The organism is Pseudomonas sp. HLT2-19-2 (assembly GCF_054898005.1).
Genome location: NZ_CM142712.1, coordinates 1,517,547 through 1,541,457 on the forward strand (window position 1 = coordinate 1,517,547; position 23,911 = coordinate 1,541,457).

The following is a 23,911-nucleotide window of genomic DNA, read 5'->3' on the forward strand; positions in this document are numbered from 1 at the left end:
AGAGACTTTTGTCAGCCTGTGTGGTTCATGCCTGTGTACCGTTGCTGATCTGTTTGACTTGCAGATGGTCGAGGTAGAAATCGTTGCCGATGTGTCCATTTTCAAGGTTGAAGATTCTGAAGATCGTCATGCCGCTCGTGACGGCGACAAAGCTGCCCTCTATCAGCTTCCACGCTCTCTTGGGCACTGGAACAGGACCCGTATCCAGGTTGGTGTCCACCCGCAAGAGTAGCTTCGGATCTACGTCGTAACTGTTGATCGCAAAGTTGTATACATAACAGGAAAAGTGATACCTCGCACCTCTGATCAAGGGATGGTGTTTTAACAGCAGCTCACCAGCGTGATTGCCTTGGTGCGGAGTATCGACCACATACATATTCGAGAATACCCGCCCCGAGAGCGCGCCTGCCGCACCTATGGCCCACCCATTTGTATGGCCCTCAAAACCGGTGAAATGAAGGTAATCCTGAATCACTGTCACCACCCACGGGGTAGATACCCGTTCCGGGCTGCCTTCAACCGTGGCGGTCAACGTGTGTTTGCCCAGACCCAGATTCACCTTCTCGTTCCAGATACCGTTGGCGTCGACTGTGAGGGTGATCAGGGTATTGCTGTCCTTTTTCAGGATGACCTTGCTGCCTGGTGTGCCGGTGCCGATTAATCGCGGCCTAGTATCGTCGGTGCTGCCGCCGTTGACGACCTGGCCGAGAATAGGGGGGGCTTCATCGATCAGCTGGGTAATTACCGGTCTGGCGGGCATTGCTGTTTTAGTCGTCAGCTCCCGCATTGGGAAGAATGTATCGGCGCCGCCCTTGTCACTGAAGTTGGCGACCGACAAACCATAGACCTGCGTGCCGTCCTTGAACAGTTTGAGTTTTTCCCGGTCGATGACACCATTCAATCCAGTGCTGGCATGGTTGGCGGTTATCACTCCATCAAACAACATGATGACGTATTCGCTACCGTCGGACTTTTGGCCACTCAGGGCCACCCGCATCCGAGTGCCGATGGCAATGAAGAGCCAGGCAATCAGTGTCCAGTGAGCGTCGCCCGTGAAATTGTTGAGGTTCAGTACCTTGTGATCCGGCGCCTCTGCAATGCTCATGCGCGGGTAGTTAATGTCTTCATTGGGAATGTTGCTGACTTCATACTTTGCGGGGCGGGAGCTCTGGTCATATATGCCTTCCTGAGTCACGACATACCAAAAGGACATAAATGTACCCATGTTGGCGGGTACTGCCGTCAGCGGCAGTGTGAAGATTAGCGTCCCGCTGGAGCTTCCCTGGAGTGACGCAAGGGCCGGGCTGCCAAAGCCATCGCGGCCTTTGACGAAGAGCGTGACACGATGGGTGGAATCCATCCCGGTGTAGGCGACTTTAACCGTGGCAGTTTTCTGAGTGTCCAGCGGATTGATGATATTGCCAGGCGAAGCCTGCACAAGTTCGGGCGGCTGCAGTACCAGTGCCTTGGCGCCAATTCGCAGCACCAGTTCGGGAGCTGTCAGCGGCAGTTGCCGCAGGCGTGCGATGTACCAGTCCACACTGATCACTCGATTGAGCAGTGGCTTGATGAGTTCCTGCGGGAGCCGGAATTCAAGGTCTTTACCGATGTTGTCTGTGGTGACGGGCAGCGAGTCTACAAAAGCGAGGGTGTCCTGCGGGTCGAGACTGTTGCCCAGCTTCCAGACTTCCAGGTGCACTGTATCGCCAGCTCGCGTATGAGCCATTGCCGGGCAAATGGCTGGTGTGCCGAAGGGAATGTCCTTCGGATCGAGTACACCGTTTTCATCCTTGCCGACGTCGACAACACCCAGGATATTTGTCACTTGAGCGATGCGCAGCCGACTGACCCAGGACTCCAGAGGTGTGGCATGCCCGACGCCGATGACCGAGTAGGACAGCTCGACTGAACCATTTTGAAAGGTATCAAGGTGGATGGTTTCCCAATCGAATGGCACGACGATGCCTACCCCCGAAATCACCATGGCTTGGGTGACAAACCGTTCGTAGGTTTGCAAGCGAGTGCCGCCGCCGGCGCTTGTACTCAAGCAGGTCAGTGTCACCTTGTCACCGACTGCCAGGCCTTCGATTCCAGGTCCGGCGTAGACAACGGTTTCCGCCAGGTCTGGTGATAAAACCGCCCCATGGGCTTGTGGCGCAGTAGGGGCAGGAGCGCGGTATTTTTCGCCGATCAGCGCTATAAAACAGGAGTAGGACGGGGTGCGTTCCTTTCCTCTTATGCGCTCGTAGTAGAGCTCTATTGTCGCCGGGGCCAGGCTCTTCACTGTTTCGTAAAGCACCTCGAACGTGACGATGCCTCTTTGGTAATCAATCGGACCATAGGACTGAGTGAGGCCGGTCTTAGGGTTGTAAAGAAAGCATTCGACTTTGTCTCCAAGCGCAGCGTCGGCGCGATCCACGTAGATTTCAACTTGCATGGCTTCGCCATTGAGAACGTCGATGTTGAGTACATTCTCAGCTGAGTCAGGCACTGAAGGCGCTTCAAGGAAGGTAGCGTCCGGAGCCAGTTTTCCTTTACCTGTTTTAGACGTGAGACTGCTGTTGTGTACTTGGTCACGGATCTTGTAACTCATCAATAACGGGTCAGCGGGACCGATCAATTTAAGGATGGTTGACGACACAAATATCACTATGGCTTGACCAAGCTCTTCACTCTTGAGGGTGTATTCGACGATTTGATTGCCGACTGTAAGGGTAATAACGTCACCGGTGGTCATGATTGGCCAGGCAGGAATATTGACGTCAACACCGGCCTCTACCATACCCTTATCAATAATGGCCGGGAACTGAGGAGCCTCCAGAGCCTTCCGTTCACTGGATTCCCCGGTTGGATCAAGGCTGTCCGGAAAGGTCGGCTTGAACCACACGGTTATCTCGTCCGAGCGTACCGGGGCTTGCCCGCTGGTGCGTTCGACCGTGTACCACATCCGATGGATACCCGGCCTTTCGATAGAGGATTCGGGAATGAAACTGAGAATGTCTTCGTTGTTGTGGTTTTGCGGGACGATCGTCGTTTTGATCAGAGTGCCTTGATCTGCCGGATTTGGAAGCTGACCGGGTTCGAGCCACTTACCCATGTACAGCCGCATCGTGTCAAAAGCATCCATCTGGAAGTAGGAAGGAAAAAGTACCCACCACCCCGGCCCAGGCACTGCGGTTTTGTCAGCGTTGACCCCATGCGATGCAGCGGAATAGTCGACCTTGTGCCAGCCTGGGATCAGGATGGGGAATATTTTGAGGGCTCCATCCTCCGAGAAAAGGCCACTCGACCTGACTTCGGCAAACAAGTCGACTCGCTGCTGCGGGCTTTCTTCTTGCAGCGCCGCCAGTTGGTCCGGTGTGTAAATGAAAAAAGCGGTCATGACGTTCTCCAAACGAGTGGGCGCGCGAACCGGTGCGGTGACGGCGCGTCAAGGTCTGATTGAATTCTCAAAATCGCAGGCTGACTACTGTCAGAAATAACAGGTACAAACGGCTTTCTGACCAGCGGTAGGTCGAGTGGCGCTACTCAAGCAAGCCCTGCGGGAAAGGGCTTGCTAGCGAAGATTTGTTGCTCGGGGAAGATTTAAACAATCCCGTCCTTCTTCTCGCCTGGCACCAACTGTGGTTCGGGCTTGGACGTGTTCAGCGAACCGTTGTAGGGCGGTGCCTCGTTTAACGCCTCTGGAGCCGATGAAATTCCGCCGCCACCGCCGCTGTCACGTACCACCCTTATGTTTCTGATGCCGAAGTCGTTGCCGTTGCTGCCACTCTGAAAGTTGCTGATGTACAACCTGGCAACCCGGCGTTTGGTGATGGTGAAAATCATTCGGAAATCGTACCAAATGCCATTTTTTGGCACCTCTCGTGGCTGGCCTCGCCATTCGACCATGCCGGTATCCAGTAACAGGATGGGGTTGACCAGTCCCGGGTTGGGGGACTCGGCAATATGACAAGCCTGCATCCAGAAAGAGTAGGTGCCGGGCAGGAAGTCGAAATCCTGATACATCACCGTGCCAGCAAAATCGTCCGGCTTTCCCTGGTCGGTGAAATTAAAGAACGCTACCACCCCTCCATGGTTGCGAATGGCGCCGGAGCGTGCAGCGTTATGTGTGATCCAACCGTTGTAGTTGTAGTTGCTAAGCGTGGTTGAATGGTCTGTCCACTCAGACTTGACAATAGTCTTCCACGGGTCGGATATCGGTACTGTCTCGGGAATCGGCCGGGCGGTGAAGTAGTGCTCATATTCCGCAAGATTGCTGAAAAGGCTGGACCATTGGCCATCTGAGCCGACGTCCGCAGTCCGGCGATGCACACCTGTGTTGAGGTGGACGTCCACTTGTGTGTCAGGGGTGCCGGTGCCCGTCAGAGTAATGCTTGTACTCACCGTTGTGACACCGTTGGCAAGCGAGACACCCTTGTCGTCCGTAGCCTTGATGATGACCGGTTTTTCCGACTTACCCACCGTCACTTGCAACGCTTGGGATTGCACGACGGGTTTTTCAGGATTTTCGATTTTGTAGAGAACGGTCAATGGACTGCTTTCATACCGCGCGATGTACTCGCTGTTCACGGTGAAGACAACGGGCTGGGTTGCATCAACGATGACCTGGCCGAAAATATACAAATGGCTGACACCGTCGGCGCCGGTGACCTGCCAGTACAACCGCACCGTTGCACCTTTAACCAACGGCCAGTAGGTGGGGATCCGCACATGTGCCTGTGGGGTGTCGGCGGGTAGAACATCGTCTTTTTGTTCGTCGATGGTCGGCACTGGTGCGGGCAGGGCGAGGCCGCTGATGGTCACGTTGTAGGATTCGGAGTGAAGAATGCCCCCGGCCCTTTGCCGGCTATAGCTGAGAATCATGGAACCGCGGATGCCGTTTTGAATGAATTCATTCTCCAGATCGATTCGCAGTGACCGGGTGCTGTTCTTCACCTCCACTTTGAGGACGCGCTCGACCCGGTCACCGACCGCAGTTGACAGGGCAATCGTGAGCAATACTTCGTCACCGGCAGTGAACTGTTCGTTCAGCAATACCGTTGCCGTCTCACCATTCAATGCGTCGTGTTTGAGGTTGTCAGGGTTGCCTGGCTCCGCTTGATCAATCACGGGGGCTGTCAGCAATTGTTCCGTCGGTTTCAGCGTGAGGAAAACCGTTGACGACCAGCCGCTGCCGTTCTCCACGATGTCCCAAATTTCGTAGGTGAGTGCCACCTTATCGGTGTTGGGCAGCGTGGCGAGAAACTCCGGCGTCAATTCAAACCACAGATCGCCCAGCGCGGTGACTGGCATAGTCAATTCCCGCGGCCCTACCGCCAGATACACCACATCGCCAATTGCCTGGTGCTCGTATTGGGGCACGGTGACGGACATGCCTTTTTTCATCACCTGTTTATCGATGACGGTTTTCGAAGGATTTGGCGGTAACAGCCCCTGGTTGTTTGGCAGTTCGGGTCGGGTGTCCAGTTCGCCGGGGCCGGAAGGTTTGTACAGCAGGGGTAGCTGCGGAGAATTTTTATCGTTTCCGCTGATACGTTGAATATTAAAGTACAGTGCCAGCGCAGAGGGCATGGGCGCGGGCGCGGCAAACATCTGCTCAAGGATGGTGGCCGGAATGGAAAAAGGTACGAGTTGGTTGACGTACGGCCCGATGTCGAACTCCGCGACAAGCGTCGGGCGCGGTCCGAGATATATCCGGGCCCGGTCCGTGCCGTCCATGTCTGGATACGGAAGGATATAGCCTAGTAAACCGCTACGATCACTGTTCACCATGTTGCGGTTCACGCCAGCGACGTTATTGGGTAACGGTTTATATCCCGATATGAACGGTGGGGAATTTGTCATCACGCGCAGGGGATCTGCATCGGTGGAGAACACCAGCATCTGCGTCGCGGCGTTGCTGTTTCCAGAAAGACTATTCATGCCAAGAGCTCCATTCATCGACAGTCATCGCCGAACTCCCAGGCCAGGAGCTCGACGCCTATGCTTGATTGAATGCTCGTGAGCGGCGTTTTGCCTACTGTCAGAACTAACAGGTAAACGTCTATTTCCGACGAGCGGTGTAGCGAGTTTTATGCCTGTGCACGGCAATGACCGCTCGGCACTCTTCATCAAACTGTCACGTAACTGTGGCAGCGCGCTTGATCAAACTTCATCAAACTCGCGCTCTACTGGGGTTCTGCGTTTCGGTGTTTTTCATGCGTGCACGATTTTTATCAACAGCGGCCTTCCTGGCCGCGTTGTTGTTTGGCTTACCGTCTTTCGCGGCGTCTCGTTGCGATGTCAACGTTCCAACCGAACATGCCGATCTGGCGCAGGTGAGCCTGGCGTACCAGAGCATTGGCCGTGCGTCCGACCCAGCGTTGCTGCTGGTGATGGGGCTGGGCGGGCAGTTGATTCACTGGCCGGACGAGGTAGTGGTCGCGCTGTGTCAGCAGGGTTTTCGGGTGATTCGCTATGACAATCGCGATGTCGGCCTGTCGACATGGCGGCAAGCGCCTGTCGACGCCAACCTGACGTTCGAGGTGCTGCGCTACAAACTCGGTTTGCCGGTGTCGGCGCCGTACACCCTGACCGATATGGCTGACGATGCTTTTGGGTTGATGGATGCGTTGCACGTCGAGCAATTCCACGTGCTGGGCGCGAGCATGGGCGGGATGATCGCCCAGCATATGGCGGCGATGGCGCCGCAGCGGGTCGAGAGTCTAACCCTGATCATGACCAGCTCCGGGGCCGAAGGGTTGCCGGCGCCGAGTGCGGCGTTGGTGCAGTTGCTCGCGCGCCGTGGTGCGCCGAATCGCGAAGCGGCGCTGGAACAACAGGCCGATTTGCTGGCGGCGCTGGGCAGCCCGACGGTGAGCGATGATCGGCAGGGGCTGCTGCATCAGGCGGCGCTCTCTTATGACCGTGCGTTCAATCCCGAAGGGGTGAAGCGCCAGATCATGGCGATCCTCTCCGAGCGCAGTCGTGTCGCGCTGCTCAATCAACTGCGTGTGCCGACGCTGGTGGTGCATGGCACCGCCGATCCGCTGTTGCCGGTGATGCACGGCGTACACTTGGCGGCGCATATCCGCGGCAGTCAGTTGAAGCTGATTCCGGGGCTGGCACACCGTTTTCAGGAGGCGTTCAAAGCGCCGTTGCTGGCGGCGGTGTTGCCGTACTTGCAGGCCCACCGCGAAGACACCTCGCATTGGGCGCAGATTGATCCGGTGGCGGCACCGAATCTTCTCTAAGCCACCGATCGAATGTGGGAGTGGAACGGCTGCTACCTCGGCCTCGTCGGGTGTATCGTTCAAACTTTCCGGCGCAATCCAAGCCTGCGAGGTGTGTGATGAGTACCCCCCTGAAAATCGATTTCGTCAGCGATGTGTCCTGCCCGTGGTGCGTTGTCGGCCTGTACGGCCTGACCCGAGCCCTGGATTTGCTGGGCGATGAGGTGCAGGCCGAGATCCGTTTTCAGCCGTTCGAACTGAACCCGAAGATGGGGCCTGAAGGGCAGAACATCACCGAACACATCACCGAGAAGTACGGCTCGACACCTGAGCAATCGCAGAAGAATCGCGAGATGATCCGCGCGCGTGGCGCTGAGGTCGGATTTGCCTTTCGCACGGACGGCAACAGCCGCATCTACAACACGTTCGATGCCCATCGGTTGCTGTTCTGGGCGGGGCTAGAAGGGCTGCAGTTCAATCTGAAAGAAGCACTGTTCAAGGCGTATTTCACCGAGGGCGGCAATCCGTCCGACCCTGCTCAGTTGGCGCAGATTGCTGAAAGCGTGGGGTTGGATTGCTCACGTGCCAAAGCGATTCTGGCGTCGGACGAGTTCGCCAAAGAGGTTCGCGAGGAAGAGCAGTTGTGGCTGTCGCGAGGCGTCAGTTCGGTACCGACCGTGGTGTTCAACGGACAATACGCAGTCAGTGGGGGCCAGCCGGTGGAGACCTTTGTCGGGGCGATTCGGCAAATCATGAGCGAAGCCAAGGGCGGCACCGTGAGCTGACCTGGCCTGAGATCGTTCCCACGCTCCCGCGTGGGAATCAGGTCCATCAGTGGCTCAGCCCGTACTTCTTTACTTTGTCGAATAGCGTGGTCTTGGCCATGCCCAGTTCCAGACTCGCCTGGGTCAGGTTGCCGCCGCTGCGTTGCAAGGCGTCGCTGAGCAGGTTGCGTTCGAAAGCTTCTACCGCTTCGGCGAAGGCCAGGCCCTGATTACTGCCGCTGGCGCCGGACTTCTTGAAGGCCGGCAGGCCGAGGGCAAAGCGCTCGGCGACGTTGCGCAGTTCGCGCACGTTGCCCGGCCAGTCGTGGCTCATGAGATTGGACAGGGTCTGGTTGTCCAGGTCCGGCACCGCGCGGTCGAAGCGCAGGGACGACTGCTGCAGAAAGTGTTCGAATAATTGCAGGATGTCTTCGCGTCGTTCGCGCAGTGGTGGCAGTTCGAGCGTCACCACGTTCAAGCGGTAATACAGGTCGCTGCGAAACTCACCAGCCTTGCTCGATTCATCCAGATCGGACTTGGTCGCCGCGATCACCCGGCAATCCACCGCCACGCTCTGGTTCGAACCGAGGCGTTCGAGCGTGCGCTCCTGCAACACCCGTAGCAGTTTGATTTGCAGCGGCAGCGGCATGCTTTCAACTTCGTCGAGGAACAGCGTGCCGCCGTCGGCGTGTTCGATCTTGCCGATCCGCCGTTTGCCAGCGCCGGTGAAGGCGTTGGCTTCATGACCGAAGATTTCACTTTCGAACAGGCTTTCCGGCAGGCCTCCACAGTTCAGCGCAACGAACTGCTGGGTGTGCCGTCGACTGAAGTCATGCAGGCAGCGTGCGACCAACTCTTTGCCGGTGCCGGTCTCGCCTTCGATCAGTACGTTGGCCGAGGTGTCGGCGACGTTGGCGATCAGTTCCCGCAGGTTCTGCATGGCCGGTGAGCGCCCGATGATCCGGCCTTCGAGGGAATCCCGTTCCGCCAGTTGCCGACGTAACGAAGAGACTTCGCGCGCGAGGCTGCGTTGCTCCAGCGCGCGGCGCGCCACGTCGACCAGGCGCTCGGGGGAGAAGGGTTTCTCCATAAAGTCGTAGGCGCCTTTCTGCATCGCGCCCACGGCCATGGAGATGTCGCCGTGGCCGGTGATCAGTACCACCGGCAGGCTGCGGTCTCGGGCCTTGAGTCGGATCAGCAATTCCAGGCCGTCGATGCCCGGCAGGCGGATGTCGCTGATGACGATGCCTGCAAAATTGTCGCCGACTCGCTCCAGCGCTTCTTCGGCGCTTCCGACGCCCACGCAGGGAATGTCTTCCAGGGTCAGCGCCTGTTGGCAGCCGAGCAGCACATGGGGGTCGTCTTCGACGATCAGCACACTAAGGTCGTTGTTCATATTGGCTCGGCGTGAGTGGGGCTTACCAACGGTAAACTGAGAACGAAGGTGGTACCACCGTTGGCCGGGTGTTCGACACCCAGATGACCGCCGGTGGCAGCTGCCAGGCTGGCGGAAAGGGTCAGGCCGAGGCCCAGGCCCTGTTCGCCGGGTTTGGTGGTGAAGAACGGTTCGAACAGATGTTTGCGTGCTTCGGCGTCGATGCCGTGGCCGTTGTCGCGTACACGAAGGCGATATTTGCCGTCGAAGATTTCGCCTTCCAGCCACAACTCCGGCAGCGGCTGTGCCTGCATGGCGTCGAGGGCGTTGCCAATCAGGTTGACCAGAATCTGCTCGAGGCGGGTCTGGTCGATCTGCACCTGGAGATCGGCGAAGTCTCGGTGCAGTTGCAGATGAGCGCTTTCCACGCGACCGCCCAGCAACTGCAAGGCGGCATCCACTGCTTTGCCAAGACTGGCCTGACCTTTGTCGTCACCGCGACGGGCGAAGGACCGCAGGCTGGCGGTGATCCGGCCCATGCGGTCGATCAGTTCGTTGATGGTCTTGAGGTTGGTGCTGGCAACGTCCAACTGGCCACGCTCAAGGAAACGCACGGTGTTGCCGGACAATGTGCGCAGCGCTGCCAGTGGCTGGTTCAATTCGTGGGCGATGCTGGTGGACATCTGGCCGATGGCCGCGAGTTTTCCGGCCTGCACCAGTTCATCCTGGGCGCGGCGTAGCGTCTCTTCGGCCAGACGCCGTTCGCGGATCTGACCCTTGAGCCGTTCGTTGCTGGCGCGCAGATCGGTGGTGCGTTCGGTAATCCGCCGCTCCAGTTGATTGTTGGCTTCCTGCAAGGCTTCCCGGGCGGCCAGGCGCGTGGCGATCACCTTGCGCCGCTCGTTCCAGGCGATCAGCAGGAACGCCACCAGGGCAAACGCCACCGCCACCAGAATCCCCTGATTAATCGCCTCACGCCGCAAATCCTGCAGCGGCGTGAGCAAAGTGAAATTCCACGGGGTGTCGCTCAATGGGCGGGTTTGCGAGAGGTAGCTGATGTTCTCTTCGTCGGACACGAGTTCGCTGTTGGCCGGGAACGTCAGTTTTTCCTCGCCTTCCGCCAGTTGTTCCCGGGCCAGCGGTTGCAGTTCGTTCAGCGGGAACCAGTAATACTGAAGACTGCGGGCCAGTTTTTCCTTGGTCTCGTCGCTTAAAGGAACGACTGATTTCAGCCGCCGTGCCGGATCGCTGGAAAGAATGATGATGCCGTTTTCGTCGCTGACGAAGGCCTCCAGCCGCGCCCGTTGCCAGCGTTCTTCCATGGCTTCGAGACGGACTTTGACCACCGCGACGCCGATGATCTTGCCGTGTTCTTCCAGGCCATGAGCCAGGTAGTAACCGGGCTCACCGTTGGTACTGCCGATGCCGTAGAAGCGCCCCGGCTGACCGCGCACGGCGTTTTGGAAGTAGGCGCGAAAGGACAGGTCTTCGCCCAGGTAACTGTCGACATCGCGCCAGTTACTGGTGGCCATGACGCGACCGGTAGTGTCCATCACATAGATAGCCCGACTGCGGCTGCGTCGGTTCAGGCCTTCGAGGTATTCATTGACCGTCTGCCGGTGTTCCGGTGACGGGTCGGCCAACAGCTTCGAAACACTGGATTCGAGTTCCAGCAGGCTGGGCAGGTAGGTGTACTTGCTGATCTCGCTCTCGACGGCGCGGGCGTGCAGTTCGAGCTGACGCTGGCCGTTCTCACTGAGGCTGCGAATCCCGTAGTGTTCACTGACCCAGAAGCCGATGTAACCCAATCCGATCATCAGGGCGATGACCAGCGGTGGGAGGAACAGATGGCGAATCAGACGGGGTTTCACGGCGAGTGATGGCGGCGCGGCGCGATAGAGAGTGGGGTCGCATTTCATCACAGATGCCTTGGAGTCAACCACAACACTTACTTAGAGAGCACCGCCGGCCCCTGTGGGAGCAAGCCTGCTCGCGATGAGGTCATTCCAGTCAACATCGATAATGACTGTCTGTCCGCTATCGCGAGTAGGCTCGCTCCCACAGGGGATTTGTGTGGCTTCGAGCAGGTGTCCGGTGCTTAGTGCTGCAGAATCTTGTTGAGGAAGTGCTGCGTACGCTCGGCGCGATGGCTGATGTCGCCGAAGAAGTCCTCTTTCTTGCAGTCTTCGATGATCTTGCCCTGGTCCATGAAAATCACCCGGTCCGCCACTTTACGGGCGAAGCCCATTTCGTGGGTCACGCACATCATGGTCATGCCTTCGTGGGCCAATTGCACCATCACGTCGAGTACTTCGTTGACCATTTCAGGGTCCAGCGCCGAGGTCGGCTCGTCGAACAGCATGACGATCGGGTCCATCGCCAGCGCTCGGGCAATCGCCACACGCTGTTGCTGTCCACCGGAGAGCTGGCCCGGGTGCTTGTGGGCGTGGGCGGAGAGTCCGACACGCTCAAGCAGTTGCAGGCCTTTCTTGGTGGCTTCTTCCTTGCTGCGACCCAACACCTTGATCTGTGCGATGGTCAGGTTTTCGGTGATGGTCAGGTGCGGAAACAGTTCGAAATGCTGGAACACCATGCCGACGCGCGAACGCAGTTTCGGCAGGTCGGTCTTCGGGTCGGCGATGGACGTGCCATCGACCACAACGTCGCCTTTCTGGAACGGTTCCAGGGCATTGACGCATTTGATCAGCGTGGATTTGCCGGAACCGGACGGCCCGCACACCACGATCACTTCGCCTTTTTTGACCTCGGTGCTGCAGTCAGTCAGTACCTGGAAGTCGCCATACCACTTGTTGACATTCTTGATAGAGATCATACGGCAAACCTTTTTTGCAGACGCTTGACCAGCAGCGAGGCGGCAAAGCTGATTGTGAAGTACACGAGCCCTGCGAAGATCAGGAACTCATTGGAGCGGCCGATGATGTCGCCACTGGCACGCGAGGCATTGAGGAAGTCCACCAGACCGACCGCGTAGACCAGCGAGGTGTCCTGAAACAGGATAATGCTCTGTTGCAGCAGCAGCGGGGTCATCTTGCGGAACGCTTGCGGCAGGATGATCAAACGCATCATCTGGCCATACGTCATGCCCAAGGCTTGGGCAGCACCCATTTGGCCCTTGGAAATCGACTGCACGCCGGCCCGGACGATTTCGCAGAAGTACGCCGCTTCGAACATCATGAACGCCACGATGCAGGATGCGAACGCGCCGATCGGGGTGTCTTCGCCGGTGATCCAGCGCAGCACGAACGGCACCGCCAGGTAGAACCAGGTGATGACCAGCAGCAGCGGGATCGAGCGGAAGTAGTTAACGTAGGCGCCGGCAATGTTCGACAGCCATTTGCTGTGGGACAGGCGCATCAGTGCCAGGATCGTGCCGAGAATGATCCCGCCGACCACGCCCAGCGCCATCAGTTGCAGGGTCATGACCATGCCGTTCCACAGGCCCGGCAGGGACGGGATGATGCCCGAGAAGTCGAATTCCATCATTTACCCCCTACGGAAATCAGGCCCGGTACGGCGACTTTCTTCTCGACCAGGCGCATCAGCAGCATCAGGCTCATGTTCAGGGTGAAGTAAATAAGCGTTGCCAGGGTGAAGGCTTCGAACAGGTTGGCGGAGAACTCGGCGGTCTGTTTGGTCTGCGCAAGCAACTCCATCAGACCGATCAGCGAGGCCACGGACGAGTTCTTGAACACGTTCAGGAATTCCGAGGTGAGCGGCGGAATGATGATCCGGTAAGCCTGGGGCAGCAGCACGTTCCAGTAAACTTGTGGCAGCTTGAAACCCATGGCGCGAGCGGCGGCTTCCTGGCCGCGAGGCAACGCCTGGATGCCGGTACGCACTTGTTCGCAAACGCGCGCAGCGGTGAACAGACCCAGGCACACGACGACACTGAGGAAGGCCGAAGTGGTCGGGTTCAGGTCCTGTTTGTACCAGTCTTGCAGGTTCTGCGGCAGCAGATCGGGCACCAGGAAGTACCAGATGAACAGCTGAACCAGCAGCGGCACGTTACGGAAGAGTTCGACGTAGCAGGTCGCAATGCCCGATACGATGCGGTTCGGCACGGTGCGCATGACACCCAGAACCGAGCCCAGCAGCAGGGCAATGATCCAGGCCACGACGGCGATGGCGATGGTCCAGCCCAAACCGGAGATGTACCAGTCGAGATACGTCTCGCTGCCCACGCCGGTGGACTTGAAGAACACGCTCCAGTCCCAGTTGTAATTCATTAGGGTCTCCCCTCAGATCGTTCGATATACAAATGCCCGCCTGGGGAAGCTCCGTTCCCGCCTGACCTTGATGGTCAGGCACACACGAGCGGCTCGACAGCCACCGGTTCGAGTGTTTCCAAATATGCCAGCAGGGAGTGACTATCCCCTGAAAGGGCAGCGGCCCTTTCAGGAGATAAGGTTAGTCAGAAATCAGGATTTCTTATCGTCAGCCGCTTTATCGGTCGGATTGGCGATCAGGGCCTTGAGTTCGTCGCTCATCGGGAAGTTCAGGTTCAGGTCTTTAGGCGGGATAGGCGACATGAACCATTTTTCGTAGATCTTGTTGATCTCGCCTGACTTGTAGGTGGCGATGATCGCGTCATCCACGGCCTTCTTGAACGGCTCATCGCCCTTGCGGACCATGCAGCCGTAGATTTCATAGGACTGCGGATCACCGGTCACTTCCCAGTCACTCGCCTTCTTGGCTTTTGCCGCTTCACCGGCCAGCAGCGCGTCGTCCATCATGAACGCGACGGCACGGCCCGATTCCAGCATCTGGAAGGATTCGCCGTGATCTTTGGCGGAGATGACGTTCATGCCCATCTGCTTATCAGCATTCATCGACTTGAGGAGGCGCTCAGACGTGGTGCCCGCGGTGGTCACTACGTTCTTGCCTTTCAGGTCGTCAAAGTTTTTGTAGGTAGAGTCTTTCTTGGACAGCAGACGGGTGCCGATTTCGAAGATGCCGACAGAGAAGTCAACTTGTTGCTGACGTTCGACGTTGTTGGTGGTGGAGCCGCACTCGACGTCCACGGTGCCGTTCTGCACCAGCGGGATACGGGTTTGCGAGGTGACCAGGTTGTATTTGACCTGGAGGTTCGGCAAGTCGAGGTCTTTCTTGATGGCTTCGACGATTTTCAGCTGGATATCGTGGGAGTAGCCAACCGGTTTGCCGGAAGCGTCCGCGATATAGGAAAACGGAATGGAAGCGTCACGATGCCCGAGGGTGATAACGCCGGACTCTTTGATCTTCTTCAGGGTGCCGGTGAGTTCGGCGGCGAAAACTGGAGTGCTGATCAGAGCGGCAGCAATGGCTGCGCCCAGGATATGGGGAACGATGCGCATCAAATTTTCCTCGACATTGTTTTTATATGGAGCCAGATCATCGGCCCTTTTTGTGCTTCGAATGCTTGTCGGCTCCCGAAGGGTTGGCACAGCGGACATTCGTCCTAGAGTGTAGAGCATGACTCGTGCCAGGACAGGCCAGACAGATCAAATCATTGATTTGTAAGGGTATTAAGTATTTATGGCGCAGATTTTGACGTTGGCGAATCCGGTTAACCGAATCGACCGACAGGTCGCGTTCGGAAAACCGAATGGTGTTTGGGGTCGTTAACGGCCTATCGGCCAGACAAGAGCCAATGATGGTGCCGTTCATACCAGAATCAGCGTTCCTGGCTTAGCGGCGTTTCATGCAGGTAGATCCATTGGGCGTTGTGGTGATGGATGGCAATGATCGCCACCGAAACCCGTGAACTTTCGCGCTGGTTGAGGCGATGGGTTTCCTTGTAGCGGATCGCCACGCTGTCGCCTTCTTGCCAGACCGTCTGTAGGTCGCTGATGACGATCTCCAGGCCTGGCTTGGCGCCGACCGCCCCCTTGAACATCTGTTCGACAATCGCCCGGCTGACGATGGCGGCCGAAGTGGTGACCATGGTGAAGTGCTCGGCGAATGCCGACATCAGCGGCTCGAGCGCGGCCTGCCCCTTACCGTTTGCATCGGTGAACAGGGTGTGGATCGACGCGTGAACGTGGTGAATGCTGTGGTGCGCCTGTTCAACTATTTTGTTGTGCATGACAGTCCTTTTGAGTGTTCAACTGACTCAGTTGAAAGAGTGGGAGCAGGCCCACCAGCGCGGCGATGGCGAAGGTCACGTGGTAGGCCTGGGTAGTATCGAAATGCTTCAAGAGCAGGTTGAAAACCATCAGGAAGAGGGCGGCGCCGATGCTGAATGACATCTGTCGGTTGATGTTCCAGATGACACTGGCCTTGTGGGTGTCATTGCCCTCAAAGTCCATCAACGACGTGGTTTGTGCTGTGTTGGCACCGATGCCGCCGCCGATTCCCATCAGGCTGTAGGCGATGACAATCACCAGAAGGTCTGAGGGATCGTTCACCAGTAACAGGGTGGCAATGCCGACGCTGTGCAACAACATGCCGAGGGCAAACAGCCGCTTTGCGCCCATTCGGTTATAGACCCGGCCACAAATCAGCATCGCGATGAACGCGCCGATGGCGTACAGGATCATGAACATCCCTGTCAGCCGGGCGCTGAAGTGCAGGGTGTTTTGCAGGAAGAAGATGCTCATCAAATTGACCCCCGTGAACACACCGGGAATCGCGTAATAAATAAAGATGGAGGTGCTGAGTTTTTTTGCTTTTGAGGAGGCTCAGTTCAATGATCGGGTTTTTGCATGTGCGGTAGTGCAGCCCGTACAGCACGGCGAAAGCAACGCCGGCCATGACGAAGAGGGCGGCCAACCATGCCGTAGCGTCGCCGCCATACAACGACATGCCCATCAGCAGGCTGCCGAGTGCCGCGCTGACCAACAGCAAGCCCTTGATGTCGGGTCTGGGCAAACTCGTCGGCCGCGCTTCGTTGATCCAGAACCAGGACAACAATGCCGCGATCAGCGAGAACGGGATGTTGCTGTAGAACACCCAGCGCCAGGAGCTGCTGTCGACGATGATGCCGCCGATGGTCGGTGAAATGGCGGGCGCTATCAGGGCAACGGCCATGACCAATGTGGATATTTTCGCCCGCTGCTCACCCTTGAACAGGTTGAACGTCAGCGCCTGGCCCACTGGAATCAACAGGCCGCCGCCAATCCCCTGGACGAAGCGCCAGATCACCAGTTCGTTGAAACTGTTGGCCAGCCCACACATCCACACGGAGCCGGTGAACACGATCATCGAGGCGGTGAGGATTTCCCGACGACCAAAACGACCGGCCAGCCAGGTGCTGACCGGGATGATCAGTGTCAGCCCCAGAATGTAAGCGTTAGCCACCCAGGCAACGTCTGAAGTACTAACGTGCAACGCCGTCGATATACTTGGTAATGCGACCGCCGACATAAAGATGTTAATGCAGTCTATAAAAAAGCCGATCAGAAATATCAGTGCAACTTTGTAGCGATAGGTCATGTTGTTTCCCCTTTGCCGCAAAGCATAGGGGCGGTGGACCTGAACTGTCGATACGACTATCCTTGAAACAATGTTTGACAGGATTTAACAGTGAACCCTATTGCTATGCACACTCATCTTAATCGGGTCCAGACATTTCTGGCCGTGGTCGATTTTGGTTCTTACACCAAGGCCGCCAATTACCTGAGCATCAGCAAAGCCATGGCTAGCCTGCATGTCAAGGCACTGGAAGACGTGCTGTCAGCGACGTTGTTGATTCGAAATACCCGAAATATATCCCTCACCGAAATAGGTCAGGATTTTTATGAAGAGTTCAAAGGTATTGTCGCGGATATTGATAATGCCTTTGATAATGTATTAAAAGGGCATAATCGGGTTTCCGGTAAATTGCGCTTCAGTTCCACCAGTGAATACGGTGAGGCGTGTATTCTGCCGTTGATTCCGCAATTTATAGAGCGCTATCCGGAGATAAAACTCTGTTATAACTTTAACTCGTCACTCAATGATCTGGTGGCGGAAAAATTAGACCTGGTTATCCGTTTAGGCAACTTGTCTGACTCGGCATTCAAGAGCCGTAAGCTGGCGGATTATGAAATTGTTCTGGTGGCTACCGAGGCGTTTCTTGCGCGTCACCCGGTGCAAAATCCCCAGGACCTGAATTCGGTGCCGTGGATTGCCAATAGCAACCTGCAGGCACCGACTCAGTGGACGTTGCGTCATCCGCAATTGGGGGCTGTAGAGATCAGCGGGATCAATCAGTTTGAATCCAATTCCTCCACGGCCATTCGCTCCATGACGTTGTCGTCCCTTGGGGTCTCGGTGCTGCCCGCGTGGGTAGTCAAGGACGACATTGCCAGCGAGCGGCTGATCCGCCTGTTGCCCGACTATTCGCTGCCCTCGCAATCCGTCAACGTGGTGTTTCCCAACAGCCCGCATTTGCCTCAAAAATCGAGGGCGTTCATTGATTTCCTGTTAATGCATCTGGCGCAATGAGCACCTACAAAAAAGCCCCTGAATCGTGAGATTCAGGGGCTTTTTAATCGGATTTCCGATCAGGCCGCTTCGATCTTGCTGCGGTTCTGTTCGACCTTGTTCAGGTAATCCGCAAGCTTTTCCTGTTCCGCCGGGGTGGTGAACAGCCCCAGCTTGCTGCGGCGCCACAGAATGTCGTGCGCCGTAGTCGCCCACTCTTCGCTGCACAGGTAATCGACTTCGCGGGTGTAGAGACCGCCACCGAGGTGTTCGCCCAGGTCGCTGAGGTTTTGCACGCCCTCAAGCATGCGCCAAGTGCGGCTGCCATAGCTGGTGGCCCAGCGGCGGGAGATTTCGCTTGGGACCCAGTCGAACTTGTCGCGGATCAGCGAGCTCAGCGCCTGCGGGGTGGTCATGTCTTCGCCGCCCGGTAGGGTTGCGCTGGCGGTCCAGCTTGGCTTGATGTTTTTGAAGTACGGAGTCAGTTGCGCCAGCGCCGACTCGGCCAGTTTGCGGTAGGTGGTCAGCTTGCCGCCGAACACCGACAGCAGCGGCGCTTCTTCACCACTGCCTGACAGCGCCAGGGTGTAGTCGCGGGTGACGGCCGAAGGGTTGTCGGATTCGTCGTTGCACAGCGGGCGAACACCGGAATAGCTGTGCAGGATATCGTCGCGGCTGATGCGTTTCTTGAAATGGGAGTTGACCACTTTCAGCAGGTAATCAGTTTCGCCTTCGGTGATTGCGACTTTCGCCGGGTCGCCGGTGTATTCGCGGTCGGTGGTGCCAATCAGGGTGAAGTGGTTCAGGTACGGAATGGTGAACACTATGCGCTGATCTTCGTTTTGCAGAATGTGTGCGTGCTCACCTTCGTACAGTTTCGGCACGATCAGGTGGCTGCCCTGAATCAGGCGAATGCCGTAAGGCGATTCCATCTTCAGATCGTCACGAATGAACTTGGCGACCCACGGGCCGGCCGCATTCACCAGCGCCTTGGCGCGGATCGAAAACAAACTGCCATCGGCTCGCTCCAGGTGCAGGTGCCACAGACCCTTGGTGCGACGAGCGCTGACGCAACGAGTCTGGGTGTGAACGTGGGCGCCTTTTTCGCGGGCGGCCATGGCGTTCAGTACCACAAGACGAGCATCGTCGACCCAGCAATCGGAGTATTCGAAGCCTTTGGTGATTTCGCTTTTCAGCGGGCTGTCCGGGCCGAACTTCAGGCTTTTCGAACCTTCGAGTTTTTCTCGCTTGCCGAGGTGGTCATAAAGGAACAGGCCGGCGCGGATCATCCAGGCCGGACGTAGGTGTGGGCGGTGCGGCAGCACGAAGCGCATTTGCTTCACGATGTGCGGGGCCTTGGCCAGCAGCACTTCGCGTTCGGCCAAGGCTTCGCGCACCAGACGGAATTCGTAATGTTCGAGGTAGCGCAGGCCACCGTGGATCAGCTTGCTGCTGGCCGACGAGGTGTGGCTGGCCAAGTCATCTTTTTCGCAAAGAAACACCGAAAGACCGCGACCGGCGGCATCCGCTGCAATCCCCACGCCATTGATCCCACCACCGATGACGGCGATATCGTAGACCTCAGCGAGAGGGGGCATAGGCAAGGTAGAAGTGGGCATCGGCTGGCCTCGGGCTTTTATGATTTTCGGTATTGGAATTCGAACATTAATGTTCATTTGCGAAAATGGTAGCCCATAAAGCCGCCCACGGCCAGTCAACTTCGATTGAAAATACTGATCGAAGGGCTGTTAAAGGAAAATTTTCGAACATTAAAAGCAAAAGATCGCAGCCTTCGGCAGCTCCTACAGGGGTAAGTGAACCTGTAGATACTGCTGCCGAAGGCTGCGATCTTTAGAAGCTGAAAGCGTTAAACGACTTCGAGCCGAATCTTGTGCTGGCTCAACAACTGCGCCAAGGCAGGCACAGGCTGCTGATCGGTGACCAGGCAATCGATCAGGCTGATCGGCCCCAAACGAATCATGGCGTTGCGCCCGAATTTGCTGGAGTCAGCCGCCAGGATTACCTGTCGGGCATTGGCGATGATCGCCTGGGATACCCGAACTTCCTGATAGTCGAAGTCCAGCAGGCTGCCGTCTTCATCTATACCGCTGATGCCGACCAGGGCGAAATCAACCTTGAACTGGTTAATGAAGTCGACACTGGCCTGACCGACCACACCTCCGTCACGTCGGACATTGCCACCGGTCAGCAGAACGTCGAAATCGTCCTTGGCGCTGAGCATCGAGGCTACATGCAAGTTGTTGGTGATGATCTTCAGGTGATTGTGATTGAGCAACGCCCGGGCAATCGATTCGGTGGTGGTACCGATATTGATGAACAGCGAGGCGTGATCGGGGATCTGCGCGGCAATGGCTTCGCCGATACGCTGTTTTTCATCGCGCATCTGGTCGGCGCGCATAGCGTAGGCGGTGTTTTCGACGCTGGAATCGTAAGCGGCGCCACCATGGTAGCGACGCAACAAATTAGCTTCCGCGAGCTGATTGATATCGCGGCGAATGGTTTGCGGTGTAACGACGAACAGCGTAGCCATTTCCTCGATGCTGACATAGCCGCGTTCGCGGACCAGTTCGAGGATTTGCTGCTGACGGGGAGGCAGATTCATGGGGCTTCCTTTGGGCTGCCGTGCAAAATTTGCCCATGATGCCGCAGGAATCTGCTCCCGACCAGTTACAACCCTATTCGTTTCCTGGGCTTGGCTTATTCAGCGCCCTCGTGCGGTTCCCAATCGCGGGTGCGGCTGACGGCTTTTTTCCAGCCGGCATAGAGTTTTTCCTTCGCGGTTTCGTCCAGGGTCGGCTCGAATTCGCGCTCGATCACAGCCTTGCCGCGCAAGTCGTCCAGGCTGCTCCAAAAGCCACACGCCAGACCGGCCAAGTAAGCCGCGCCCAGTGCGGTGGTTTCGCGCATTTGCGGACGCTCTACCTGAGTGCCGAGGATGTCGGCCTGGAACTGCATCAGGAAGTTGTTCGCCACCGCACCGCCGTCCACACGCAGGGATTTCAAGCGTTCGCCGGAATCCTGTTGCATGGCGTCGAGAACGTCGCGGGTCTGGTAGGCAATCGACTCCAGGGCTGCACGAATAATGTGATCCACACGTACGCCGCGAGTCAGTCCGAACAATGCACCACGGGCATACGGGTCCCAGTACGGAGCGCCCAGACCGGTAAAGGCTGGCACGAGGTACACGCCGTTGCTGTCCTTGACCTTGTTGGCGAAGTATTCGGTGTCGTGGGCGTCGTTGATGATCTTCAGTTCGTCACGCAGCCACTGAACAGTAGAACCGCCGTTGAACACTGCACCTTCCAGTGCGTAAGCCACTTCGCCGCGTGGGCCGCAAGCAATGGTGGTCAACATGCCGTGCTTGGATTTCACGGCTTTGTCGCCTGTGTTCATCAGCAGGAAGCAACCGGTGCCGTAGGTGTTTTTTGCCTGACCGGGTTCGACGCACATCTGGCCAAACAGGGCCGCTTGCTGGTCACCGGCGATACCGCCAATGGCGATGCCGCTTTTGGTATGGCCGTAAATTTCGGACGAGGATTTAACCTGCGGCAGCATCTCGCGCGGAATATCCAGCACCTCCAGCATCTTCGCATCCCACTCCAGCGTGTGGATGTTGAAGAGCATGGTGCGCGAGGCGTTGGTGTAGTCGGTGACGTGCACCTTGCCGCCGGTAAATTTCCAGATCAGCCAGCTGTCGACAGTGCCGAACAGCAGTTCACCCTTGCGCGCACGCTCGCGGCTGCCTTCGACGTTGTCGAGGATCCACTTGAGCTTGGTGCCGGAGAAGTACGGGTCGGTGACCAGGCCCGTTGTGTCGCTGATGTACTGCTCGTGGCCATCACGCTTGAGCTGCTGGCAGATCTCGGTGCTGCGGCGACACTGCCAGACGATCGCGTTGTAGATCGGGCGGCCGGTGGTCTTGTCCCAGACCACCGTAGTTTCGCGCTGGTTGGTGATGCCGATGGCGGCGACCTGGTCGTGATGCAGGCCGGCTTGAGCCAAGGCCTCGACCATCACGGCGCTTTGGGTGGCGAAGATCTCCATCGGGTCATGTTCAACCCAACCGGCTTGCGGGTAATGCTGTACGAATTCGCGCTGGGCGGTGCATACCACGTTCGCGTCACGGTCGAAAATGATCGCGCGGGAGCTGGTCGTACCCTGATCGAGGGCAATGATGTAGTTCTTATTCTGAGTGTCGGTCATGTCGATTGCCTTGGACGAAAAAAGGGAGTGAGGTCCGGCGCGCGCTCTTAATGGGCAGGATCACGCGCCAACGGTATCAAGAAGTTCTTGGTTTGCCGTCAATGGCCGGTGCTGCTTCCTTTGTAGCAGGTGTGGCACTGGGCAGGTGACGGGCAATCAGCCCGCGATAAGCTGCAGCGCCGAGGCAGGCACCGACAATCGGTGCAAAAATCGGAATCAGGAAATACGGGATATCGCGCCCGCCGGTGAAGGAAATTTCACCCCAGCCAGCGAAGAAAGTCATCAGTTTAGGACCGAAGTCGCGCGCCGGGTTCATCGCAAAACCGGTCAGCGGCCCCATCGAACTGCCAATCACGGCAATCAGCAGGCCGATCAGCAGCGGAGCGAGTGGACCCTTTGGCAAGCCGTTGTTGTCGTCGGTCAGGGACATGATCACGCCCATCAGGATGGCGGTGATGATCACTTCAACCAGGAAAGCCTGTGCCGTGGACAAGACCGGGTTGGGGAAGGTGGAGAACACCGATGCCAATTCGAGACTGGCCTGAGTACCACGAACCATATGGTGTGTTTGTTCGTAATCGAAGAATAAATTGCTGTAAAGCGTGTAAACCAACAACGCTCCACAGAAGGCGCCCGCCACCTGGGCGAGAATATAGAACGGTAGTTTGCGCTTTTCGAAGTCAGCGAAAATGCACAGGGCAATGCTGACGGCGGGATTGAGGTGAGCCCCGGAAACGCCGGCTGTCAGGTAGATCGCCATGCTCACGCCGATGCCCCAGATGATGCTTATTTCCCAAAGGCCGAAGCTGGCGCCCGCGACTTTGAGCGCGGCAACACAACCCGTACCAAAAAAGATCAGCAGTGCAGTGCCCAGGAATTCGGCCATGCATTGGCTTGAGAGCGACGGTTGTTGTAAAGCAGTTGTCATTGAAAACCTCGTTTTTGTTGTTGTCTGGCGCTTTGGCATCAGGGTCAAAGCGCGATTTTCACCGAGGCAGAATCCCCATCCTGTTCTCGGCCTGCTGCTGGGTGCTGCGGTATGACATTCGTACAGTATTCAGATTCGAAAAAATATAGACAAGAAACGCTGCTGTCAAAGGTCGAAAGTGAACTATCAGTCACAATCGAACTATTAGTCAGGTGAATGACCACATCGTTCACGCGGCAGGCTGAACGTGGACGAACGGCAGAAGGCGCCGCCAAGCCTTTGAAATAGCGCCGCAATAGAGCCTTTTATTGATCAATGGCCTAGAATTCAGCGCAGTATTTTTCTTCTGTCGCCAGCCTGGAGCTGCCATGACCCCCGCATTGGATTTGTTGAAAAAAGTTCGTGCCGAACATCGCGTGCACAGTTACGAACATGATCCGAAGGCGGCGTCCTATGGGCTGGAGGCCGCGGAGAAACTGGGATTGGACCCGGCTCAGGTATTCAAGACCTTGCTGGCAGCCAGCGAGAAAGGTGAATTGCTGGTGGCCGTGGTGCCGGTCGTCGGAAGTCTGGATTTGAAGGGCCTGGCTCATGCTGCGGGCGTGAAAAAAGTTGAAATGGCCGACCCTGCCGCTGCGCAACGATCCACCGGTTACCTCTTGGGCGGGATAAGCCCGCTGGGACAGAAAAAGCGCTTGCGCACCTTCATTGATAATTCAGCTCAGCCCTTCGCCAGCATTTTTGTCAGCGCGGGGCGACGTGGGCTGGAAGTCGAATTGGCACCCGCGGTGCTGGCCGAACATACCCAGGCGAAGTTCGCTGATATTGGCCGCGCCTGACTCAGGGAGAAAGTTATGCAGCTTGAATTTCACCAGGTTGATGCGTTCAGTGATCGGCGAGGCGGGGAGTTGTTCTGTCGACTGGAAGGGGATCGGGTGAGGATTGGCGGGAATGCGACGCTCGTTGCGAGCGGTACACTAATGCTCGGTTAACCGAAACC

17 protein-coding genes and 2 pseudogenes are annotated in these 23,911 nt (G+C 57.2%); 5 read left to right on the plus strand and 14 right to left on the minus strand.

Features of this window, described 5'->3' with window-relative positions:
- Window positions 1-25: 25 nt before the first annotated feature.
- Both ACYZTU_RS06980 and ACYZTU_RS06985 read right to left on the minus strand, forming a co-directional pair.
- Window positions 26-3,382, minus strand: coding sequence for a hypothetical protein (locus tag ACYZTU_RS06980; RefSeq protein ID WP_461968978.1), 3,357 nt, complete (start codon window positions 3,380-3,382; stop codon window positions 26-28).
- A 203-nt stretch (window positions 3,383-3,585) separates the two neighbouring features.
- Window positions 3,586-5,925 carry an Ig-like domain-containing protein gene (locus ACYZTU_RS06985; RefSeq protein ID WP_461968980.1) on the minus strand — a complete coding sequence of 780 codons (2,340 nt, stop codon included), beginning with the start codon at window positions 5,923-5,925 and terminating at the stop codon, window positions 3,586-3,588.
- A gap of 275 nt (window positions 5,926-6,200) precedes the next feature.
- Here ACYZTU_RS06985 and ACYZTU_RS06990 point away from each other — a divergent pair, with 275 nt between their 5' ends.
- Window positions 6,201-7,235 carry an alpha/beta fold hydrolase gene (locus ACYZTU_RS06990; protein ID WP_461968982.1) on the plus strand — a complete coding sequence of 345 codons (1,035 nt, stop codon included), beginning with the start codon at window positions 6,201-6,203 and terminating at the stop codon, window positions 7,233-7,235.
- Between the two features lie 98 nt (window positions 7,236-7,333).
- A complete protein-coding gene (locus ACYZTU_RS06995) occupies window positions 7,334-7,999 on the plus strand; it encodes a DsbA family oxidoreductase (RefSeq protein WP_461968984.1) in 666 nt (221 codons plus the stop codon).
- A gap of 46 nt (window positions 8,000-8,045) precedes the next feature.
- On the opposite strand, the gene aauR is transcribed toward ACYZTU_RS06995, so the two are convergent.
- The 8 genes and pseudogenes from aauR to ACYZTU_RS07035 all read right to left on the minus strand — a co-directional run bounded on the left by aauR (window position 8,046) and on the right by ACYZTU_RS07035 (window position 16,787).
- Window positions 8,046-9,374: a two-component response regulator AauR gene (gene aauR, locus ACYZTU_RS07000; protein ID WP_461968986.1), complete on the minus strand. Its 1,329-nt coding sequence runs from the start codon at window positions 9,372-9,374 to the stop codon at window positions 8,046-8,048.
- Window positions 9,371-11,272, minus strand: a complete 1,902-nt coding sequence (gene aauS, locus ACYZTU_RS07005) for a two-component sensor histidine kinase AauS (protein ID WP_461968988.1) — start codon at window positions 11,270-11,272, stop codon at window positions 9,371-9,373. Before aauS ends, aauR begins: the two co-directional genes overlap by 4 nt.
- A gap of 179 nt (window positions 11,273-11,451) precedes the next feature.
- Window positions 11,452-12,186, minus strand: a complete 735-nt coding sequence (locus tag ACYZTU_RS07010; protein ID WP_461968990.1) for an amino acid ABC transporter ATP-binding protein — start codon at window positions 12,184-12,186, stop codon at window positions 11,452-11,454.
- Window positions 12,183-12,854 (minus strand): amino acid ABC transporter permease, encoded by a 672-nt coding sequence (locus ACYZTU_RS07015; RefSeq protein WP_282375349.1) that lies wholly within the window; start codon window positions 12,852-12,854, stop codon window positions 12,183-12,185. The genes ACYZTU_RS07010 and ACYZTU_RS07015 overlap by 4 nt, the downstream gene beginning before the upstream one ends.
- Window positions 12,854-13,600 (minus strand): amino acid ABC transporter permease, encoded by a 747-nt coding sequence (locus ACYZTU_RS07020; protein ID WP_461968992.1) that lies wholly within the window; start codon window positions 13,598-13,600, stop codon window positions 12,854-12,856. The genes ACYZTU_RS07015 and ACYZTU_RS07020 overlap by 1 nt, the downstream gene beginning before the upstream one ends.
- 192 nt (window positions 13,601-13,792) lie before the next feature.
- Complete coding sequence (locus tag ACYZTU_RS07025; protein WP_461968994.1) at window positions 13,793-14,707, minus strand: glutamate/aspartate ABC transporter substrate-binding protein; 915 nt, start codon at window positions 14,705-14,707, stop codon at window positions 13,793-13,795.
- A gap of 320 nt (window positions 14,708-15,027) precedes the next feature.
- Window positions 15,028-15,438: a DUF4440 domain-containing protein gene (locus ACYZTU_RS07030; RefSeq protein ID WP_461968995.1), complete on the minus strand. Its 411-nt coding sequence runs from the start codon at window positions 15,436-15,438 to the stop codon at window positions 15,028-15,030.
- Window positions 15,419-16,787: pseudogene (locus ACYZTU_RS07035) on the minus strand (MFS transporter). Before ACYZTU_RS07035 ends, ACYZTU_RS07030 begins: the two are co-directional and overlap by 20 nt.
- A 105-nt stretch (window positions 16,788-16,892) precedes the next feature.
- Here ACYZTU_RS07035 and ACYZTU_RS07040 point away from each other — a divergent pair.
- A complete protein-coding gene (locus ACYZTU_RS07040) occupies window positions 16,893-17,780 on the plus strand; it encodes a LysR family transcriptional regulator (protein WP_461970982.1) in 888 nt (295 codons plus the stop codon).
- A 59-nt stretch (window positions 17,781-17,839) separates the two neighbouring features.
- On the opposite strand, the gene glpD is transcribed toward ACYZTU_RS07040, so the two are convergent.
- From glpD to ACYZTU_RS07060, 4 genes are all read right to left on the minus strand, one after another.
- Complete coding sequence (gene glpD / locus ACYZTU_RS07045) at window positions 17,840-19,378, minus strand: glycerol-3-phosphate dehydrogenase (protein WP_461968997.1); 1,539 nt, start codon at window positions 19,376-19,378, stop codon at window positions 17,840-17,842.
- Between the two features lie 248 nt (window positions 19,379-19,626).
- Complete coding sequence (locus ACYZTU_RS07050; protein WP_007916700.1) at window positions 19,627-20,382, minus strand: DeoR/GlpR family transcriptional regulator; 756 nt, start codon at window positions 20,380-20,382, stop codon at window positions 19,627-19,629.
- Window positions 20,383-20,477: 95 nt separating this feature from the next.
- Window positions 20,478-21,983, minus strand: a complete 1,506-nt coding sequence (glpK, locus tag ACYZTU_RS07055) for a glycerol kinase GlpK (protein ID WP_461968999.1) — start codon at window positions 21,981-21,983, stop codon at window positions 20,478-20,480.
- Between the two features lie 76 nt (window positions 21,984-22,059).
- Window positions 22,060-22,911: an MIP/aquaporin family protein gene (locus ACYZTU_RS07060; protein WP_461970984.1), complete on the minus strand. Its 852-nt coding sequence runs from the start codon at window positions 22,909-22,911 to the stop codon at window positions 22,060-22,062.
- Between the two features lie 368 nt (window positions 22,912-23,279).
- Here ACYZTU_RS07060 and ybaK point away from each other — a divergent pair, with 368 nt between their 5' ends.
- Together ybaK and ACYZTU_RS07070 are read left to right on the plus strand one after the other, a co-directional pair.
- On the plus strand, window positions 23,280-23,750 hold the full coding sequence (gene ybaK, locus ACYZTU_RS07065; protein ID WP_007971306.1) for a Cys-tRNA(Pro) deacylase: 471 nt from the start codon (window positions 23,280-23,282) through the stop codon (window positions 23,748-23,750).
- 57 nt (window positions 23,751-23,807) lie between these two features.
- A pseudogene (locus ACYZTU_RS07070) lies at window positions 23,808-23,903 on the plus strand (isomerase); the annotation flags it as partial.
- Window positions 23,904-23,911 lie beyond the last annotated feature (8 nt).

Bases quoted from the DNA above. Each gene is read 5' to 3' on its own strand.
- ACYZTU_RS06980 (WP_461968978.1), bottom strand. From the start codon at position 3,382: ATGACCGCTTTTTTCATTTACACACCGGACCAACTGGCGGCGCTGCAA.
- ACYZTU_RS06985 (WP_461968980.1), bottom strand. From the start codon at position 5,925: ATGAATAGTCTTTCTGGAAACAGCAACGCCGCGACGCAGATGCTGGTG.
- ACYZTU_RS06990 (WP_461968982.1), top strand. From the start codon at position 6,201: ATGCGTGCACGATTTTTATCAACAGCGGCCTTCCTGGCCGCGTTGTTG.
- ACYZTU_RS06995 (WP_461968984.1), top strand. From the start codon at position 7,334: ATGAGTACCCCCCTGAAAATCGATTTCGTCAGCGATGTGTCCTGCCCG.
- aauR (WP_461968986.1), bottom strand. From the start codon at position 9,374: ATGAACAACGACCTTAGTGTGCTGATCGTCGAAGACGACCCCCATGTG.
- aauS (WP_461968988.1), bottom strand. From the start codon at position 11,272: ATGAAATGCGACCCCACTCTCTATCGCGCCGCGCCGCCATCACTCGCC.
- ACYZTU_RS07010 (WP_461968990.1), bottom strand. From the start codon at position 12,186: ATGATCTCTATCAAGAATGTCAACAAGTGGTATGGCGACTTCCAGGTA.
- ACYZTU_RS07015 (WP_282375349.1), bottom strand. From the start codon at position 12,854: ATGGAATTCGACTTCTCGGGCATCATCCCGTCCCTGCCGGGCCTGTGG.
- ACYZTU_RS07020 (WP_461968992.1), bottom strand. From the start codon at position 13,600: ATGAATTACAACTGGGACTGGAGCGTGTTCTTCAAGTCCACCGGCGTG.
- ACYZTU_RS07025 (WP_461968994.1), bottom strand. From the start codon at position 14,707: ATGCGCATCGTTCCCCATATCCTGGGCGCAGCCATTGCTGCCGCTCTG.
- ACYZTU_RS07030 (WP_461968995.1), bottom strand. From the start codon at position 15,438: ATGCACAACAAAATAGTTGAACAGGCGCACCACAGCATTCACCACGTT.
- ACYZTU_RS07040 (WP_461970982.1), top strand. From the start codon at position 16,893: ATGCACACTCATCTTAATCGGGTCCAGACATTTCTGGCCGTGGTCGAT.
- glpD (WP_461968997.1), bottom strand. From the start codon at position 19,378: ATGCCCACTTCTACCTTGCCTATGCCCCCTCTCGCTGAGGTCTACGAT.
- ACYZTU_RS07050 (WP_007916700.1), bottom strand. From the start codon at position 20,382: ATGAATCTGCCTCCCCGTCAGCAGCAAATCCTCGAACTGGTCCGCGAA.
- glpK (WP_461968999.1), bottom strand. From the start codon at position 21,983: ATGACCGACACTCAGAATAAGAACTACATCATTGCCCTCGATCAGGGT.
- ACYZTU_RS07060 (WP_461970984.1), bottom strand. From the start codon at position 22,911: ATGACAACTGCTTTACAACAACCGTCGCTCTCAAGCCAATGCATGGCC.
- ybaK (WP_007971306.1), top strand. From the start codon at position 23,280: ATGACCCCCGCATTGGATTTGTTGAAAAAAGTTCGTGCCGAACATCGC.